Source organism: Delftia sp. WSY_7 (genome assembly GCF_043104845.1).
Classification (GTDB): domain Bacteria; phylum Pseudomonadota; class Gammaproteobacteria; order Burkholderiales; family Burkholderiaceae_C; genus Comamonas; species Comamonas tsuruhatensis.
In genome coordinates this window covers 349,351-365,248 of record NZ_JBICLB010000005.1, presented here as the reverse complement: position 1 = coordinate 365,248, position 15,898 = coordinate 349,351, and the positions used below count along the sequence as shown (strand labels likewise).

Annotated in this window: 12 protein-coding genes; 5 read left to right on the top strand and 7 right to left on the bottom strand. The window is 64.0% G+C overall.

Annotated elements, in window-relative coordinates; genetic code table 11:
• The first annotated feature begins 42 nt into the window (after nt 1-42).
• Entirely contained in the window at nt 43-1,221 is a 1,179-nt protein-coding gene (locus ACF8ME_RS02990; protein WP_392415159.1) for a glycosyltransferase family 4 protein, read from the top strand.
• A gap of 25 nt (nt 1,222-1,246) precedes the next feature.
• Here the strand turns inward: ACF8ME_RS02990 and ACF8ME_RS02985 are convergent, their stop codons facing one another.
• The 3 genes from ACF8ME_RS02985 to metK form a co-directional block, all read right to left on the bottom strand.
• Nucleotides 1,247-3,076, bottom strand: a complete 1,830-nt coding sequence (locus ACF8ME_RS02985) for a glycosyltransferase (protein WP_392415157.1) — start codon at nt 3,074-3,076, stop codon at nt 1,247-1,249.
• A gap of 12 nt (nt 3,077-3,088) precedes the next feature.
• Entirely contained in the window at nt 3,089-5,095 is a 2,007-nt protein-coding gene (locus tag ACF8ME_RS02980; RefSeq protein ID WP_392415156.1) for a tetratricopeptide repeat protein, read from the bottom strand.
• 238 nt (nt 5,096-5,333) lie between these two features.
• Nucleotides 5,334-6,515: a methionine adenosyltransferase gene (gene metK, locus ACF8ME_RS02975; RefSeq protein ID WP_016445515.1), complete on the bottom strand. Its 1,182-nt coding sequence runs from the start codon at nt 6,513-6,515 to the stop codon at nt 5,334-5,336.
• A gap of 135 nt (nt 6,516-6,650) precedes the next feature.
• On the opposite strand from metK, the gene ACF8ME_RS02970 reads away from it, so the two are divergent.
• Nucleotides 6,651-7,502, top strand: coding sequence for a lysophospholipid acyltransferase family protein (locus ACF8ME_RS02970; RefSeq protein ID WP_126310932.1), 852 nt, complete (start codon nt 6,651-6,653; stop codon nt 7,500-7,502).
• Nucleotides 7,499-8,365 (top strand): lysophospholipid acyltransferase family protein, encoded by an 867-nt coding sequence (locus tag ACF8ME_RS02965; protein ID WP_017403955.1) that lies wholly within the window; start codon nt 7,499-7,501, stop codon nt 8,363-8,365. The genes ACF8ME_RS02970 and ACF8ME_RS02965 overlap by 4 nt, the downstream gene beginning before the upstream one ends.
• Here the strand turns inward: ACF8ME_RS02965 and ACF8ME_RS02960 are convergent.
• From ACF8ME_RS02960 to zwf, 3 genes are all read right to left on the bottom strand, one after another.
• Nucleotides 8,359-9,270 carry an alpha/beta fold hydrolase gene (locus ACF8ME_RS02960; protein WP_046238834.1) on the bottom strand — a complete coding sequence of 304 codons (912 nt, stop codon included), beginning with the start codon at nt 9,268-9,270 and terminating at the stop codon, nt 8,359-8,361. The two genes, ACF8ME_RS02965 and ACF8ME_RS02960, sit on opposite strands and share 7 nt — an antisense overlap.
• A 45-nt stretch (nt 9,271-9,315) precedes the next feature.
• Nucleotides 9,316-10,077: a ribosome biogenesis GTP-binding protein YihA/YsxC gene (yihA, locus tag ACF8ME_RS02955; RefSeq protein ID WP_047326503.1), complete on the bottom strand. Its 762-nt coding sequence runs from the start codon at nt 10,075-10,077 to the stop codon at nt 9,316-9,318.
• A 217-nt stretch (nt 10,078-10,294) separates the two neighbouring features.
• Complete coding sequence (zwf, locus tag ACF8ME_RS02950) at nt 10,295-11,749, bottom strand: glucose-6-phosphate dehydrogenase (protein WP_392415153.1); 1,455 nt, start codon at nt 11,747-11,749, stop codon at nt 10,295-10,297.
• Nucleotides 11,750-11,903: 154 nt separating this feature from the next.
• On the opposite strand from zwf, the gene pgi reads away from it, so the two are divergent.
• Nucleotides 11,904-13,448 carry a glucose-6-phosphate isomerase gene (gene pgi, locus ACF8ME_RS02945; protein WP_392415151.1) on the top strand — a complete coding sequence of 515 codons (1,545 nt, stop codon included), beginning with the start codon at nt 11,904-11,906 and terminating at the stop codon, nt 13,446-13,448.
• A gap of 15 nt (nt 13,449-13,463) precedes the next feature.
• Here pgi and ACF8ME_RS02940 read toward each other — a convergent pair whose 3' ends face one another.
• The gene (locus tag ACF8ME_RS02940; RefSeq protein ID WP_193726230.1) at nt 13,464-14,366 is read right to left on the bottom strand and encodes an SMP-30/gluconolactonase/LRE family protein; all 903 of its coding nucleotides are present in this window, start codon (nt 14,364-14,366) and stop codon (nt 13,464-13,466) included.
• A 231-nt stretch (nt 14,367-14,597) separates the two neighbouring features.
• Here ACF8ME_RS02940 and ACF8ME_RS02935 point away from each other — a divergent pair, with 231 nt between their 5' ends.
• The gene (locus tag ACF8ME_RS02935; RefSeq protein WP_392415150.1) at nt 14,598-15,896 is read left to right on the top strand and encodes an ABC transporter substrate-binding protein; all 1,299 of its coding nucleotides are present in this window, start codon (nt 14,598-14,600) and stop codon (nt 15,894-15,896) included.
• Nucleotides 15,897-15,898 lie beyond the last annotated feature (2 nt).

Sequence of the window (15,898 nt, the reverse complement as noted above, 5' to 3'; positions counted from 1 at the left end):
GTAATGGATTTTTAATATATTCTGGCGTCAGATAATGCTCTTATGGGACTTGATGTAATTTTTGCTACTGATGCGCTTCGCCCACCACTGACTGGTATAGGGCGATATACCTATGAGCTGGCGAAGCGGCTGAGTTGTCATGAGGGTATTGATAGATTACGGTATTTTTCTTCCGGGCGGTGGGTTGATGATCCCATGGCCGCTTTAGAAACCCTCGCCCCTTTGAAATTGTCCTTGATTAAGACCAAAGCGGCGCTGCGGGATAGGGTTGCGGGAAGTAGATTGGCTGTTCGTTTACACAAAAGGATCACTCCTGCCCTTTTTGGATGGCGGCTGCGTGGAAATGAGGGGTGTGTATATCATTCGCCTAATTATATTGTTCCGAATTTCAGTGGTAGGACTGTAAGCACGATACACGATCTATCTCATATCCTTTATCCGAATTTTCATCCCCAGGCTCGTGTTGAATATATGAATATTGCTTTGGGTGAAAGTTTGGCGAGGACAGATCATGTAATTACGGTATCCGAGACTGTTCGCCAGGAAGTGCTGGCGCATGGACTGATGTCACCAGAACAAGTGACCGCTATACATTTGGCGGCGGGTAGTGATTTTCGACCTTATACATCAGAGATGCTAGACTCTGTACTGAATGCGTTGGGGCTTAAGTCTGGGAGGTATAGCCTATTTGTCGGTACCATAGAGCCACGGAAAAATATCCAACGCCTTGTTGAGGCGTATGGAATGCTACCCAAAGAGGTGCGGCACAATTGGCCTTTGGTGATTGCGGGGGGCAGTGGCTGGAACTCTAGTGCGATTCACTTGTGCCTTGCAAAAGCACGGGCCCAGGGTTGGTTGCAATACATATCTTATGTTGACCAAAGTTGGCTTCCGGCATTGTATGCTGGGGCGCGATTGATGGTCTATCCATCACTTTATGAGGGTTTTGGATTACCTATTGTGGAGGCAATGGCGAGTGGCACCCCAGTGCTCACATCCAACGTTTCCTGCATGCCAGAGATTGCCGGAGGTGCCGCTAGACTGGTGAATCCCTTGAATCTGGAAGAAATGTTATTTGGCCTTCAGGCCTGCCTGACTGATGAACACTGGCAAAGGCAGGCGCGAACCTTAGGGTTGGCGCGATCTGGTCAAATGTCTTGGGCTCAATGCTCTGAGCGAACAATAGAAATCTATGCCAAGGTGGCTCAATTGGTTCAATAAATCAGCGGGAGGGATGAAGTGGATTTCACGTATCCCTGCCATGTGCAATACTCAGTAATGAAGATACAGCTACATATCTCACTGCATTGCCCCATGATCTGAAGATTTTTGATCGATTGAATTTCGCAGTATGTAGTGGCAGAGCGACCTCTGCAACCTGTAGTCCCTGTCTGCGCATAAGCAGCAGCGTGCCGACGTCTTGATAGTCAAGCATGGTGGCCTCCGTAGAGGCTGCGACCTCCAATGCTGGACGGTTGTACAACCGGAACCCGGACACAAAATCGCGCAGGCCAAAACCCGTCAACCAGCGAAACCATTGCCACGCGATGCGGCGCACCAGACTGTTGCGCTCGGCGAAGTAGGCTATGACCATGTCCGCCTGCTGCCGTTGTGCCAGCAGCGTGGGCAGCTCTTCCACCTCATAGCGACCCTCAGCGTCGATGGTGACGACGGTCTGGAACCCATGGGTCTGCGCGTAGCGCAGGCCGGTCTGCAGGCTGCCCCAATTGGTCATAGCCAGCAAGGGGCGCAGTACCCTTGCGCCCCATTGCTCGGCTTCATGGCAGGTGGCATCCGTGCTTCTGTTGTCCACGACGAGCACGCTGGCCTCGACCAATGCATGCACACGGCGTATGAGGTGCGCAATCTCGGCTTCGTTGTTGCGCGTGGAAATGACAATCAGCAAGTCCTGGCGTGCTCTTGCCGGGCGGGTGTCGGGAGCCAGGCTGCGGTAGTGGCGCGCCACGCTGCGTTCACAGGGGCCAATGCTGAAAAACCGATGCAAGGCCTTGTGACCCGATTGGCCCAGCCGTTGCCTGAGGGACGTGTCGTGCTGCAGGCGAGCAATGCTGCTGCGCCAGGCATCAATGTCTTCAAACGGTACATGCAGGCCAGCGTGCGAGTGGGCGACCACCCAGGGCATGCCCGAACCGGGAAGGTCGGTGACCAGGCAGGGCTTGCCGTGCAGCATGGCCTCCAGCAATACGATGCCGAAAGCTTCCGTGCGTTCGCGTGAGGCAAGGCAGAAGATGTCGCACCCTGCAAACAAGGCATGTTTTTCCTCGTCCGACACCGCGCCCACCAGTCGCACACTGGCCTGTCTGCCCTCAGGAGTGCATTGGCGTATCAACTCTTCAAGGGATGCACGCAGCTCGCCTTCTCCCGCAATCAGCAACTCCACGCCAGGCATGGCCGAGACAGCTCGGATCAAGGTTTCGAAGCCTTTGTAGTAGGTCAACCGACCGATGGACAACAGGCGCAGCCGGGTGTCGGGGCGCCAGCCTTGGCCGTGCTGCAGCGGTGCTGGTGCAGGAATGGTTTCGAGGTTCAGGCCCAGCGGAACGATCTCGCATTTGCTGCGCCAGGTACGCAGGGCATTGCTGGCCTCAAGATAGGGCGGCGACGTTGCGAATACCTGTTGGGCGCGTTCCAGCAAGGCCTGCTCGAACGGCCGGTACAGCATGTAGGCCAATGCCACGGACCACTTGATGTTGGACACCACCACATCGGAGTGCCAGTGGATGACCCAGGGCACGCGCCGGGCGATGGGCAAGGTGAGCGCCCAAAGCGCCGAGTTGTTGGGCAGATGCAGGTGCAGTACGTCGGGCTGAATGCGTTCGATGGCGCGGCCCAGTGCGCGCCGGAATCCCATGGCCATGGGGGCATAGACCAGATTGAATTGAACGGGTACGCGTTCCAGCCAGGCGGGATCATCCGGCTCCGGATCACCATGGACCAGGGCATGGGCATCGACACCCTGGCGTCGTTGCTCGTGTATCAGGTCGGCCAGAAAGACTTCCATGCCGCCCCGGTAGGGAGGGAAGAATTTACCGACGTGAAGTATGCGCAGGGTCATGGCGGACAGCGCCTACTTCGTCGTCTGAGGCTTTGCGGTAGCCGGGCTCAGCTGATTGCGGACCTGCAGATACTGCGGATTCTGCGGCTCCAGGCGTATGGCCTGGTCCAGACTCTTCAGTGCTTCCGGCAGGTTGCCCAGGCCGTGATAGGCCATTGCACGCCCGTAGAAAGCGGGCGCGCTGGGGCTGCGGGCAACCAGCGGGTCCAGCAGTTCCTTGGCTTGAGCGCTTTCGCCCTGGCCTACAAGGGCCAGCCCCAATCCGACGATCAGGCGGGGAGCGTTTGGCGAGGTCTGCAGCAGAGTTCGGAAGTCGTCAGCTGCAACTTTGTATTGCTGCGCACCTATGGCCGCCTCTGCGCGTTTCAGGCGCAGGGTCTGCTCCATTTGCTCGGCGTTGGCACTGTCTTCAGTGGGCTCGCCCAGGGCGCGCGAGTATTCCTCGAATGCTGCGCGCAACTGGCCTGTGGCCATCAACGCTTCGGCTTTCTGGTAGTACAGGGCTTGGCCATTGAAGCCTTTGGCCTGGGCTGCGGCAAAGGCATTGAGGGCTTCGGGGAATTTCTTTTGCTGGGACAGAACGGCACCCATATTGAACAGCGCATTACCGCCCAAGTCTCCAAGTGCGTTGGCCGTGGAGAAGTCTTGCAGCGCCTGGTCGAGCATGCCCTTGTCTGCGTGTGCTGTTCCTACGTTCAGGAAGGCACGGCCACGTCCCACGGCATTGGCGGGGGCTTTTTTGTCGATTTTTTCAGCGGCATCGGCCCAGGATGTGCCTACATCCTGAAGAGAGAGCACGCGTTCGAAAGCGAGGGCCCCGAACACCATGCCGATGACGATGCCGACGATGTAGAGGGTGCGTGGCTTGACCCCCGTCAGCGCAATGGCCACCAATCCCGGGATGGCCACAGCCCACAGGTAGCTGCGATACAGCACGAAGGGGTCCTGCAGCCAGACCGTGGCGAATTCGGTCGCATACCAGAGCAGGGGAAACAGGAGGCAGAGCGCGACCAGGCCGATCACACCGGGGCGCTTGAGCAAGGCCCAGAGCGAGCAGGCCAGCAAGGCCAGGTAACCGAGCGCGCCGGCTAGATGCCAGATTGATCCGTAGCTGAGAGGGAATGCCGGTCTGAGATCGATGGACATCCAGCCCACATAGGGAACGATCCACAGGAAACCATAGGCAAAGAAAAGGGCTGCCTCGTTGAGGATGCTCAGGGGATAGATCCAAGAGGTGATGCCAGGCTCAAGGGCTTCCAATTGCCTTGCATAGCCCTGGGATTGCTCATCGAAAATCTGGCCCACCAGACTGCCGAAGAAATGAAAGACTGCCGCCGAGGCAACGGCCAGCAGCAGCAAGGCCATTCCCACAATGACCATGGCAGCCTTCAGGCCGGGGCGCCGCACAAAGATATAGAGCGGCACCACCATGGCGACCGTCAGAAAGGCATGCTCCTTGGACAGTACGGCAAGCACATAGCAGATCAATGCCGCGATATGCCAGAGGGCTCGCCCGCTCTGAAGCCCGCGCACAAAGGCCCAGCATGCCAGAACGGCAAAGAGCGTTGCCATGACGATGGATCGCTGCACCAGGTATCCAACGGCGTAGACCGCGACGGGGTTGAGCGCGAAAAGGACCAGGCCCAGTTGCAGGGCTGCATCGCGCGACGCGTGGAAGTGGGGTTGCTCCTCGATGTCGTGCGGAAAGCGCGTCTGTGTCAGCAGTGCCTTGAACAAGGCATAGAGCGCCGCCACGGTCGCGAGATGCAAGGCGATATTGAAGACGCGCTGCTTCCACCAGCCGTCTCCGAAAATCTGTTCGATCCAGACGAAGCTGCCATACGACAGCGTGCGCTGCTTGAAGTCCAGCAGGCTGCCGTAGTTGCCGAAAATCGTTCCATCCGTCAGGCGCATATCGTCGAACAGCAGCCCGTTGTTCAGGCCGGGCAGATACACCCCCAATATGGCCAGCAAAAGAAGGGCACTGAAGCAGTAAATCGCTTTGTAGGAGGCAGACATCGCTTTTTGCCTTGTCTTGGATGTGGCAGAGCTTGAGGTCGCCTTGCAAATGGCCTCTCTGGGGGAGAGGTGGATTCAGTTTATCGGCCGATAGAGCCAGTTGCTTTGCCTGCTGCGCCAGTTTGGCGTGAGTGTTGTGAGAAGGCTGTAATGAAAAAAGCCCCACGCTGCGGCATAGCGCAACATGGGGCCGGAGGCCGTTCGTTAGATGGGCGCGTGAACGCCCCTGGCATTTTGCCTACAGGCCAGCCGCAGCACGCAGCGCCGCTGCCTTGTCCGTCCGCTCCCAGGTGAACTCGGGCTCTTCGCGGCCGAAGTGGCCGTAGGCGGCGGTCTTGCTGTAGATCGGGCGCAGCAGGTCCAGCATCTGGATGATGCCCTTGGGACGCAGGTCGAAATGTGCGGCCACCAGCTTGGCAATCTGGGCGTCGGGGATGACGCCCGTGCCTTCGGTGTAGACCGTGATGTTCATCGGGCGTGCCACGCCGATGGCGTAGGCCACCTGGATCTGGCACTGGCGCGCCAGGCCGGCGGCCACGATGTTCTTGGCCACGTAGCGCGCGGCGTAGGCGGCGCTGCGGTCCACCTTGGTTGGGTCCTTGCCGCTGAAGGCGCCGCCGCCGTGGGGGCAGGCACCGCCGTAGGTGTCGACGATGATCTTGCGGCCGGTCAGGCCGCAGTCACCCTGGGGGCCGCCCACGACGAAGCGGCCCGTGGGGTTGATCAGGTACTTGGTGTCCTGCAGCCACTCGGAGGGCAGCACGGGCTTGATGATTTCCTCGATGATGGCTTCGGTGAAGCTGGACTTCATCCTGGTGGCCGATTCCGACTGGTCTGGGCTGTGCTGGGTGGACAGCACCACGGTGTCGATGCTGTGGGGCTTGCCGTCCACGTAGCGCATGGTCACCTGGCTCTTGGCGTCGGGGCGCAGGAAGGGCAGGCGGCCGTCCTTGCGCAGCTGGGCCTGGCGCTCGACGAGGCGGTGCGCGTAGTAGATGGGCGCGGGCATCAGCTCGGGTGTCTCGTCGCAGGCGTAGCCGAACATCAGGCCCTGGTCGCCGGCGCCGGTGTTGAGCTCGTCATCGCTGGCCTTGTCCACGCCCTGGGCGATGTCCTGGCTCTGCTTGTCGTAGGCCACGAGCACGGCGCAGCCCTTGTAATCGATGCCGTAGTCGGTGTTGTCGTAGCCGATGCGCTTGATGGTGTCGCGTGCGACCTGGATGTAGTCGACGTTGGCGCCCGTGGTGATCTCACCTGCCAAAACCACCAGGCCCGTGTTGGTCAGTGTCTCGGCCGCCACGCGGCTGTACGGGTCTTGGGCGAAAATGGCGTCCAGGATCGCGTCAGAGATCTGGTCGGCCACCTTGTCCGGATGGCCTTCAGAGACGGATTCCGAGGTGAAAAGAAAATCGTTCGCCATGTGAATAAACTCCTTGGTTGCAGCTTTTTTTGATGGGCGTTGCCCAAGCTGCAGGAGCCCTGGCGAACGCTTTAGCAGACTTGTTTTACGTCGCTCTGCAAGTTGCTCAGTTAACTCAGCGACCCGCACATTTTAATGCCTTCCTTGTTCCGACTGTTTGCTGCACTGCCTTTGTGGCTATTGCACCCCCTTGGCGCGCTCATGGGCTGGGTGGCTTTCGTGGCCTCCGGCACGTACCGGCGCCGCTTTCTGGCCAATGCCCGCCAGGCCGGCTACGGCTTCGGCGCCGTGGCGCCGGCCGTGGGGCACGCGGGGCGCATGGTGGCGGAGCTGCCGCGCATGTGGATGGGCAGGCAGCCGAGCTGCCAGATGCACAACGAGGAATGCGTGCACCGGGCCTACGCTGCCGGGCGCGGCATCATCTTTCTGACGCCCCACCTGGGCTGCTTCGAGCTGTCGGTGCAGCATGCGGCACGGCAATGGTCGGCCGAGCATGGCGCGATCACCATTCTCTACCGGCCCGCGCGCCAGCCCTGGCTGGCCCGCGTCATGGAGACGGCGCGCAACCGCCCCGGCGTGCAGGCCGTGCCGACCACGCTGGCTGGCGTGCGCCAGATGATCAAGGCGTTGCGCAAGGGCATGGCCGTGGGGCTGCTGCCCGACCAGGTTCCGCCCGAGGGGCAGGGCGTCTGGTCGCCGTTCTTCGGCCGTGATGCCTATACGATGACGCTGGCGGCGCGCCTGGCGTTGCAGACGGGGGCCGCGGTGATCGTGGCCCGTTGTGAGCGCTTGTCCTGGGGGCGGGGCTATGCGCTGTATCTTGAGGAGTTGCCCGTGCCCTTGTCCGAGAATCTGGAAGCTGCGGTGCAGCAGATCAACGAGGCGATGGAACACACCATCCGCCAATGCCCGCAGCAGTACCTGTGGGGCTATGCGCGCTACAAGCAGCCGCGCCGTGAAGCAGCTGCCGGCGAGGTGGGTGCATGAGCGGGCGCATCGGCGTGTGGCTGATGCGGTCGCTGGCGTGGATGCCGCTGCCGTGGCTGCGGGGGCTGGGTGCGTTTCTGGGGCGGCTGCTGTTCGTGCTGGCAGCGCCGCGCCGCAAGGTGGCGCTGCGCAATCTGGCGATGTGCTTTCCCGAGCTGACCGAGGCGCAGCGCGTGGATCTGGCGCGCCGCAACTTCATCGTCTTTTGCCAGACCTGGCTGGACCGCAGCTGGCTGTGGGCGGCGCCGCGCGAGGTGGTGGCCGAGCGCGTGAAGCTGCAGGGCGCCGTGCATGAGCTCGATGGCGACACCCCGACCATCCTGTTCGCGCCGCATTTCTACAGCATGGACGCGGGCGGGCTGGCCTTGCCGCTGCACACCACGCGGCCCTTCACCTCGATCTTCTCCACCCATCCGGACCCGGCGGTCGATGAGTGGTTCATGTCGGGGCGGCAGCGCTTTGGCGACGTGCGCATGCTCAACCGCGCCGACGGGGTCAAGCCCATCATCTCCAGCCTGCGCAAGGGCGGTTTGCTGTACCTTTTGCCCGACATGGACTTCGGTCGCAACGACTCGGTCTTCGTGCCTTTCTTCGGCGTGAATGCGGCCACCATTCCCTCGCTGTCGCGCTTCGCGCGCCTGGGCCGGGCCAAGGTGCTGGGCATGTACACGCGCATGACGCCCACGGGCTATGTGGCCGAGATCACGCCGGCCTGGACGGATTTCCCCACCGACGATGTCGAGGCCGATACGGCCCGCATGAACCGTGAGCTGGAGGCGGCCATCCGCACCATGCCCGACCAGTACTACTGGGTGCACAGGCGCTTCAAGACCCGGCCCGAGGGCGAGCCCTCGGTCTACTGAAGGGGGCGGGACAGGAACTGCTCCAGCGCTTGCCGCACCGCATCGGGCTGCTCGTGCACGACCCAGTGCGAGGTGCCGGCCAGGTGCTGCACCGTCAGGCGCGGCACCCACGGCTCCAGGCCTTCGACCAGGGCAGGCTGCAGCGCCGGGTCGCTGTCGCCCCAGAGCACATGCGTGGGCACGCCGATGTCCAGCATCTCGGGCGGCAGCCTCAGGTTGCGCAGTGCGTCGGCTGAGTCCGGATCTTCGGGCCGGGGCGGCACCAGGGGACTGGCGCCGTAGTAGTGGCAGGAGCCTTGCACTCCCAGGTCCCAGTGCTCGCGGTAGCGCTGCTGCAACTGCGGCGTGAGCCATCCGGGCAACTCGCCCTGCGGCGTGCGGAAAAAGCCCAGCATGCGCTGCCAGTCGTTCTCGGCCAGCAGGGCGGGCGCATCAGGTCGGCGCAGAAAATGCATGTACTGGCTTGCGGCCTGCTGCACGGGGTTGTGCAGCAACTCGCGCAGAAAGGCGCCCGGATGCGGGGCGTTGAGGATCATCAGCCGCTGCATCAGCCCGGGATGGCGGTTGGCCAGGCCCCAGGCCAGGGCACCGCCCCAGTCGTGGGCGATCACGCAGGCTGCGGGTGCGCCAGGGCTTTCGATGGCGATCAGCGCCGCCAGATCCTGCAGCAGGTGCTTGGCCTTGTACTGCTCCACGCCGGCCGGCTGGCTGGAACGGCCAAAGCCTCGCAGATCGGGTGCGACGCAACGCCATTGCGTGCCGAACTGCTCCAGCATGCCTTCCCAGATGAAGCTGCCTTCAGGAAAGCCGTGCAGGAACAGCAGCAGTGGCTGGCCGGGTTCGCCGCTGACGCGGCAGTGCAGATGGATGCCGTGAGGCAGCTCGCGAATGCAGGTGTTCACCATGTTGCGCTCCTTGCGGGGCGCTGGCTACACGAGCGCCTCCAGGCGCTAATCTTGGGGGCTGTCGGTCGCGGCGGGCGTCGCAGTTGCGACGTTCGCGACGTCGGCGGGCTCGTCCGTGGCCGCCGGCGGATTCAGGCCTTCGGGATGGCTCCAGTGCCACAGCAGCTGGGCCACCTCGTCCACGCCCTGCTTCTTGAGCGCGGAGAACATGCGCACTTCGCCACCACCGGCGTTGAGCCGCGTGATGGACAGCACCTTGGCCTGCTCGGCGCGCGTGAGCTTGTCGGCCTTGGTCAGCAGCACGAGGAATTTCAGGCCTTCCTGCACGCGCGGGCGCATGGCGTCGAGCAGGGCTTCGTCCAGCTCCGTCAGGCCCAGGCGCGGATCGCACAGCAGCACGATGGCCGACAGGCTCTCGCGGCTGACCAGATAGTTCAGCATCACGCGCTGCCAGCGCTGCTTGTCCGTGCGCGAGACGGCGGCATAGCCGTAGCCGGGCAGGTCGGCCAGCACGGCGTCGGTCACGCCCTGCTTGCCCAGGGAAAACAGGTTGATGTGCTGCGTGCGGCCAGGCTTCTTGGAGGCGAAGGCCAGCTGCTTTTGCTGCGTCAGCGTATTGATGCAGGTGGACTTGCCGGCGTTGGAGCGGCCCACGAACGCGATCTCGGGCACATCGACCTTGGGAAGATGGTGCAATTGCGCAGCTGTCGTCAAAAAGCGCGCCGTGTGCATCCAGCCCATGGCCAGCTTGGGATCGATCAGGGAGGAAGTGGGGGCGGCATCGCCAGCCGGCGCAGCAGGGTTCATGGTGTGGTCAGTCTCTCGGGGCCTCATTGTAGGTTCCCCCATGGAACCGGCGCGCCCAGCGGGCTATAGGCAACGGTGCTGACAAAGCGTGGCGCATGAAACTGGCGCACTCCAAAGTCGGAGACAGCGAGCAAGGGCCGCCCCGCCGCGAAGCTGTCATCCCCCTCCCCGCGAAGCGGGCAGAGAGGGGGAAGGCGCGAAGCGCCTCAGGGGGAGCCTAAACCTCTTCGCTCCAGCAAAAACCATCCCTCGCAATCATGGCGCTGGCTGCGCTGGGCCCCCAGCTGCCCGCCGCATAGCCGCGCGGCCCCGAGGTGTCGCTGCGCCAGTGCTGGAGGATGGGTTCCACCCAGCGCCAGGCCTGCTCCTGCTCGTCGCTGCGCACAAAGAGGTTCAGCCTGCCGGCGATCACGTCCAGCAGCAGACGCTCGTAGGCGCCCACGCGCTTGGCACCGAAGCGCTGGTCGAAGTCCAGGTTCAGGTGCACGGGGGCCAGCGAAGGCTCGGCCTGCTGCTGGGTGGCGCCCTGTGCCAGCAGGTGCAGCTCCAGCCCGTCCTTGGGCTGCAGATTGATCACCAGGCGATTGGCTTCGGACAGGGGTGAGCGGAAGATCGGGTGGGGCACGGGCCGGAAGTTCACGACGATGCGCGCGTCCCTTCCTGCCAGCCGCTTGCCGGTGCGGATGTAGAAGGGCACGCCGGCCCAGCGCCAGTTGCAGATCTCGGTGCGCAGGGCGACGAAGGTCTCGGTCTGGCTGCCCGCCGCCACGCCTTTTTCCTGCTGGTAGGCCGGCACGGGCTGGCCCTGGCTGGCGCCGGCCAGGTACTGGCCGCGCACCACGTGCTGGCTCAGGGTTTCCGGCGTCCAGGGCCTGAGCGACTGCAGCACCTTGAGCTTTTCGTCGCGGATGGCATGGGCCGATGCGTTGATCGGCGGCTCCATGCCGATGGCGCACAGCAGCTGCAGCGCATGGTTTTGCACCATGTCGCGCAGCGCGCCGGTCTGGTCGTAGAACGCGCCCCGGCTTTCCACGCCCAGTTCCTCGGCGATGGTGATCTGGATGTTGGCAATGGTCTCGCGCCGCCACAGCGGCTCGAACAGCGCATTGCCAAAGCGCAGCGCCAGAAGGTTCTGCACAGAGGGCTTGCCCAGGTAGTGGTCTATGCGGAACACCTGCTCTTCGCGCAGCACCTTGCGCAGCGTGGCATTGATGGCCTGGTTGGAGGCCAGGTCGTGGCCCAGAGGCTTTTCCAGCACCACGCGGGTGCGCGGGCCGTTCAGGCCCACGGCGGCGATCTGCTCGCAGACCGTGGTGAACAGGCTGGGGGCGGTGGCCACGTACATCACCACCGTTTCTGCGTCGCGCGCGGCCAGCGCCTGTGCCAGCTTCCCGTAGTCGGCGGGCTGCGACAGGTCCATGCGCAGGTAGTGCAGCAGGTCTGCGAAGCGGGCGAATTCCTCGGGGCTGGGGCGCTTGGACAGCTCGACGCCGTCAAAGCGCGACTGGATGAGGGCGCGGTACTGGTCGTCGCTCAGGTCATCGCGGGCCACGCACAGGATGCGGCCGCCCTCGGGCAGGGTGCCGTGGCGAAACGCCTGGAACAGCGCCGGCATGAGCTTGCGCCATGCCAGATCGCCCGTGCCGCCAAACAAGACCAGATCGAAACTCATGTTGCCTCCCGAGGTGAATATTTTGGTAACTGAGTTACCAATTTTTGAGGGAATCGAATAAATTATAGAGGCACCACGTCATTTGATTGAAGCTTCAGATGATGATTGTTGTAATTTGATTACTTCTCTGCAAGCAGCCCTGTCGGTGAACCCCATGCTTATCCGTTGCGATCACGCCCTCGCCTGGCCTCTTTTGCAAAACCACGCCCGGGCCGTGATGCCCGATTTCGACCTGCGCGGTGCCTTCGCCTCTGACCCCGCCCGGTTCGCGCGCTTCAGCCAGGAGGCTCCGCACTGCTTTGCGGACCTGTCCAAGAATCTGTGGGACGCGCAGGCCGAAGACCTGCTGCTGCAGCTGGCCCGCGATTGCGAGGTGGAGCGCCAGCGCGACGCCATGTTCGCGGGCGAGGCCGTCAACTCCACCGAGGGGCGTGCGGTGCTGCACACGCTGCTGCGCCATCCGCCCGGCAATGCGCCGCCGGGCCTGGCCTGGGCGCTGGCCCAGGTGCATGAGACGCTGGATGCCATGCTGGCCTATGCCGAGCGCGTACGTGCGGACGAGGACATCACCGACGTGGTGTGCATGGGCATAGGCGGATCGGGTCTGGGTCCGCAGATGGCGGTCCAGGCGCTGCAAGGCCTGGGCGATGCGCGCCGGCGCATGCACTTCGTCTCGAATGTGGATGGCCACGCGCTGCAGGCCGTGCTCGTGGGCCTGCAGCCGCGCAGCACGCTGTTCATCGTGGCCTCCAAGGTGTTCAACACGCAGGAGACGCTGACCAATGCGCGCAGCGCACTCGACTGGTTCCACGCAAACGGCGGCAGCGAGGTGTCCCGCCATTTCGTCGCGCTGACCACCCATGCCGCTGCGGCGGCGCAGATGGGCATCACCACCACCTTCGGCTTCTGGGACTGGGTGGGCGGGCGCTATTCGCTGTGGTCGTCCATCGGACTGCCGGTGGCCGTTGCCGTAGGCGCTGCCGCGTTTCGCGCCATGCTGGCCGGTGCGCACGCCATGGACATGCATTTCCGCACGTCGCCGCTGCAGGCCAATCTGCCCGTGCGCCTGGGCCTGCTCGACGTCTGGTACCGCAATCTGCTGGGCTTTGGCAGCCGCTGCATCGCGCCCTACCACGCAGGCCTGCGGCGCCTGCCGGCCTATCTGCAGCAACTGGAGATGGAGAGCAACGGCAAGCGCGTGGACCGGCAGGGCCGGCCGCTGGCGCTGGGCTCGGCACCCGTGCTCTGGGGTGAGCCCGGCACGGATGGGCAGCATGCCTTCTTCCAGATGCTGCACCAGGGCAGCGACATCGTGCCGCTGGAGATCATTGCGGTGAAGCAGGCTTCGCACACCTTGCCAGGCCACCAGGAACAGTTGCTGGCCAACGCGCTGGCCCAGGCCCAGGCCCTGATGCAGGGGCGCGCCAGCGAGGACGGGCACCGCCATTTCCCCGGCAACCGTCCCAGCAGCTTCCTGCTGCTGGACGCGCTCACGCCTGCGGCGCTGGGCGCGCTGGTTGCGCTGCAGGAGCACCGCGTGTTCGTGGCCGGCGCGCTGTGGGGCATCAACAGCTTCGACCAATGGGGGGTGGAGCTGGGCAAGCTGCTGGCGCGTGACCTTCAGCTGCGCCTGGGCAATGGCGACATGGCGGGGCTGGACGCCTCCACCGCCGGCCTGCTGCAGCGGCTGCGGGCCTGATGGCCTGGCCCCGCTCTACGCCTCCCGGAAGCAGTTGACCGGCAGCCCTGGCACCTCGACGCGGCAATGCATCAGCGCCCCGGCAGGCACGGCGGCCCGGCGTTCTTCCTCGGGGCGGCCGTGCGAGGCGGAGGTGATATAGAGCGTGCGCAGGTCTTCTCCGCCCAGGCAGACCATGGTGGGGCAGCGCACGGGCGTCTCGATGCGCTGCACGACTTCGCCCTGCGGGTCCAGCCGCAGCACGCAGCCGCCTTCGTACATGGCCACCCAGTAGTGGCCCCGGGTGTCGACGCAGGCACCATCGGGCCGGCCGCCGTACAGGCGCCCTTGCGTGCGGGGCGCGAAGGCCTTCCACAGTGCGCGGGCCCCCAGCGTGCCGGTATCCAGGTCGAAGGCAAAGCGGTCTATGCGGTGTGCGGGCGTGTCGGCCCAGTACAGCCATGCGTCGTCGGGGCTGAAGGCCAGCCCGTTGGCCGTGGTGCAGTCGCCTGCCATGCGCTGGACCGCGTAGCCGCCGTTGTCCACCGCGCGCAGGCACCACAGTGCCGCCTCGGGCGCGGTCTTGGGTGCGAACAGGGAGCCGGCCCAGAAGCGGCCGGCTCGGTCGCAGCGGCCGTCGTTGAGGCGGAACTGGCGTGGATCGTGGTCCAGGCCGGCCAGCATGGTGATGTGGCCGGTGGCCGGATCCAGCAGGCCGAAGCCGTCTCGCAGGCCGATGACGATGCGGCCCTGGTCCGTAGGCGCGCAGCAGCCGGGCTCGCTGGGCGTGGCCCAGCTTTGCTGCTGGCCGCTGGCCGGGTCCCAGGCATGGATGCGCAGGCCCTGGATATCGCACCAGTAGAGCCGGCGATCAGCGGGGTGCCAGAAGGGCGATTCGCCCAGGGCGCTGGGAGGAACCGGGGCGATCTGCATGGCCATGGTCTGCTCGCTGGAAGTCATGGCCAGCATTCTAGGAGCGGCTCCCGCCAGACCGCTGCTCGCAGATAGTGTGTTGCGCAGATCAGGGATATCTCTAGCCAGGCATGTGCATAGAAGTATCAGCGGCCGGGCTGCCCGTACCAATGCACCCGCAGGCCTGTCCCCACAATCGGTCACCAGCGGCAGGGATGGGCCGCGAAGACCACAGCATTCATTGCGAAGGAGACAGACATGCACAGCTTGCTCAGGGCGGGGGCGGCGCTGGCGGTGGCCGCATCGGCCGCCGGCGCACAGGCCGACACCGAACTCGTGATTGCGACCGTGAACAACGGCCACATGATCGAGATGCAGAAACTCTCTGCCCGCTTCGAGCAGGCCCATCCCGGCATCACGCTCAAATGGGTCACGCTGGAAGAGGGCATGCTGCGCCAGCGCGTGACCACCGACATCGCCACCAAGGGCGGCCAGTTCGACGTGATGACGGTGGGCCTGTACGAGGTGCCGATCTGGTCGAGGAATGGCTGGCTGCTGCCGATTGCCACCGATGCCGCCTATGACGCAGACGACTTGCTGCCTTCCATCCGCAAGGGCCTGTCGCACGAAGGCAGGCTCCACGCCCTGCCGTTCTATGGCGAGGCATCGATGCTCATGTACCGCCGTGATCTGGCCGAAAAGGCGGGTTTCACCATGCCCGCGCAGCCGAGCTGGGAGCAGGTGCGGGAATTTGCCGCCAAGGCCCATGATCCCAAGGCTGGCGTCTACGGCATCTGCCTGCGCGGCAAGCCGGGCTGGGGTGACAACATGGCCCTGGTCACCACCATGGTCAACACCCACGGTGGCCAGTGGTTCGACATGCAATGGAAGCCGCAGCTGGACACACCGGCCTGGAAGAAGGCGGTGGGTTTCTATGTGGAGCTGCTGAAGGCCTACGGGCCGCCCGGCGCATCGGCCAACAGCTTCAACGAGAACCTGGCGCTGTTCAACGAGGGCAAGTGCGCGGCCTGGGTCGATGCCAGCATTGCGGCCTCGTTCGTGGGCGATCCACGGCAGTCCAAGGTGGCGTATGCGGCCGCTCCCGTGGCCTCCACGCCCAAGGGGGCGACGTGGCTGTGGACCTGGAACCTGGCCATTCCCGCCAGCTCCAGGAAGGTGGATGCGGCCCAGGCCTTCATCAAATGGGCCACTTCCAAGGAGTATGTGCAGTTGGTGGCGCGCGAGCATGGCTGGCGCGCCGTTCCCACGGGCACGCGGCAGTCCACCTATGCGAGCGCCGAGTTCCAGAAGGTCGCGGACTTTGCCGGCGCCGAGAAAAGCGCCATCGACAGCGTGAGCCTGAGCGATGCGACCGAGCCGCGCTCACCCTACATCGGCGTGCAGTACGTGGCCATCCCCGAGTTCCAGGCCATAGGCATTGCCGTGGGGCAGCAAGTCAGTGCGGCGCTGTCGGGCAAGGCCACGGTGGAGCAGGCGCTCAAGACCTCGCAGACCCTGGCGGACCGCGAGATGAGGAAAAGCGGCTACTACAAGTGATG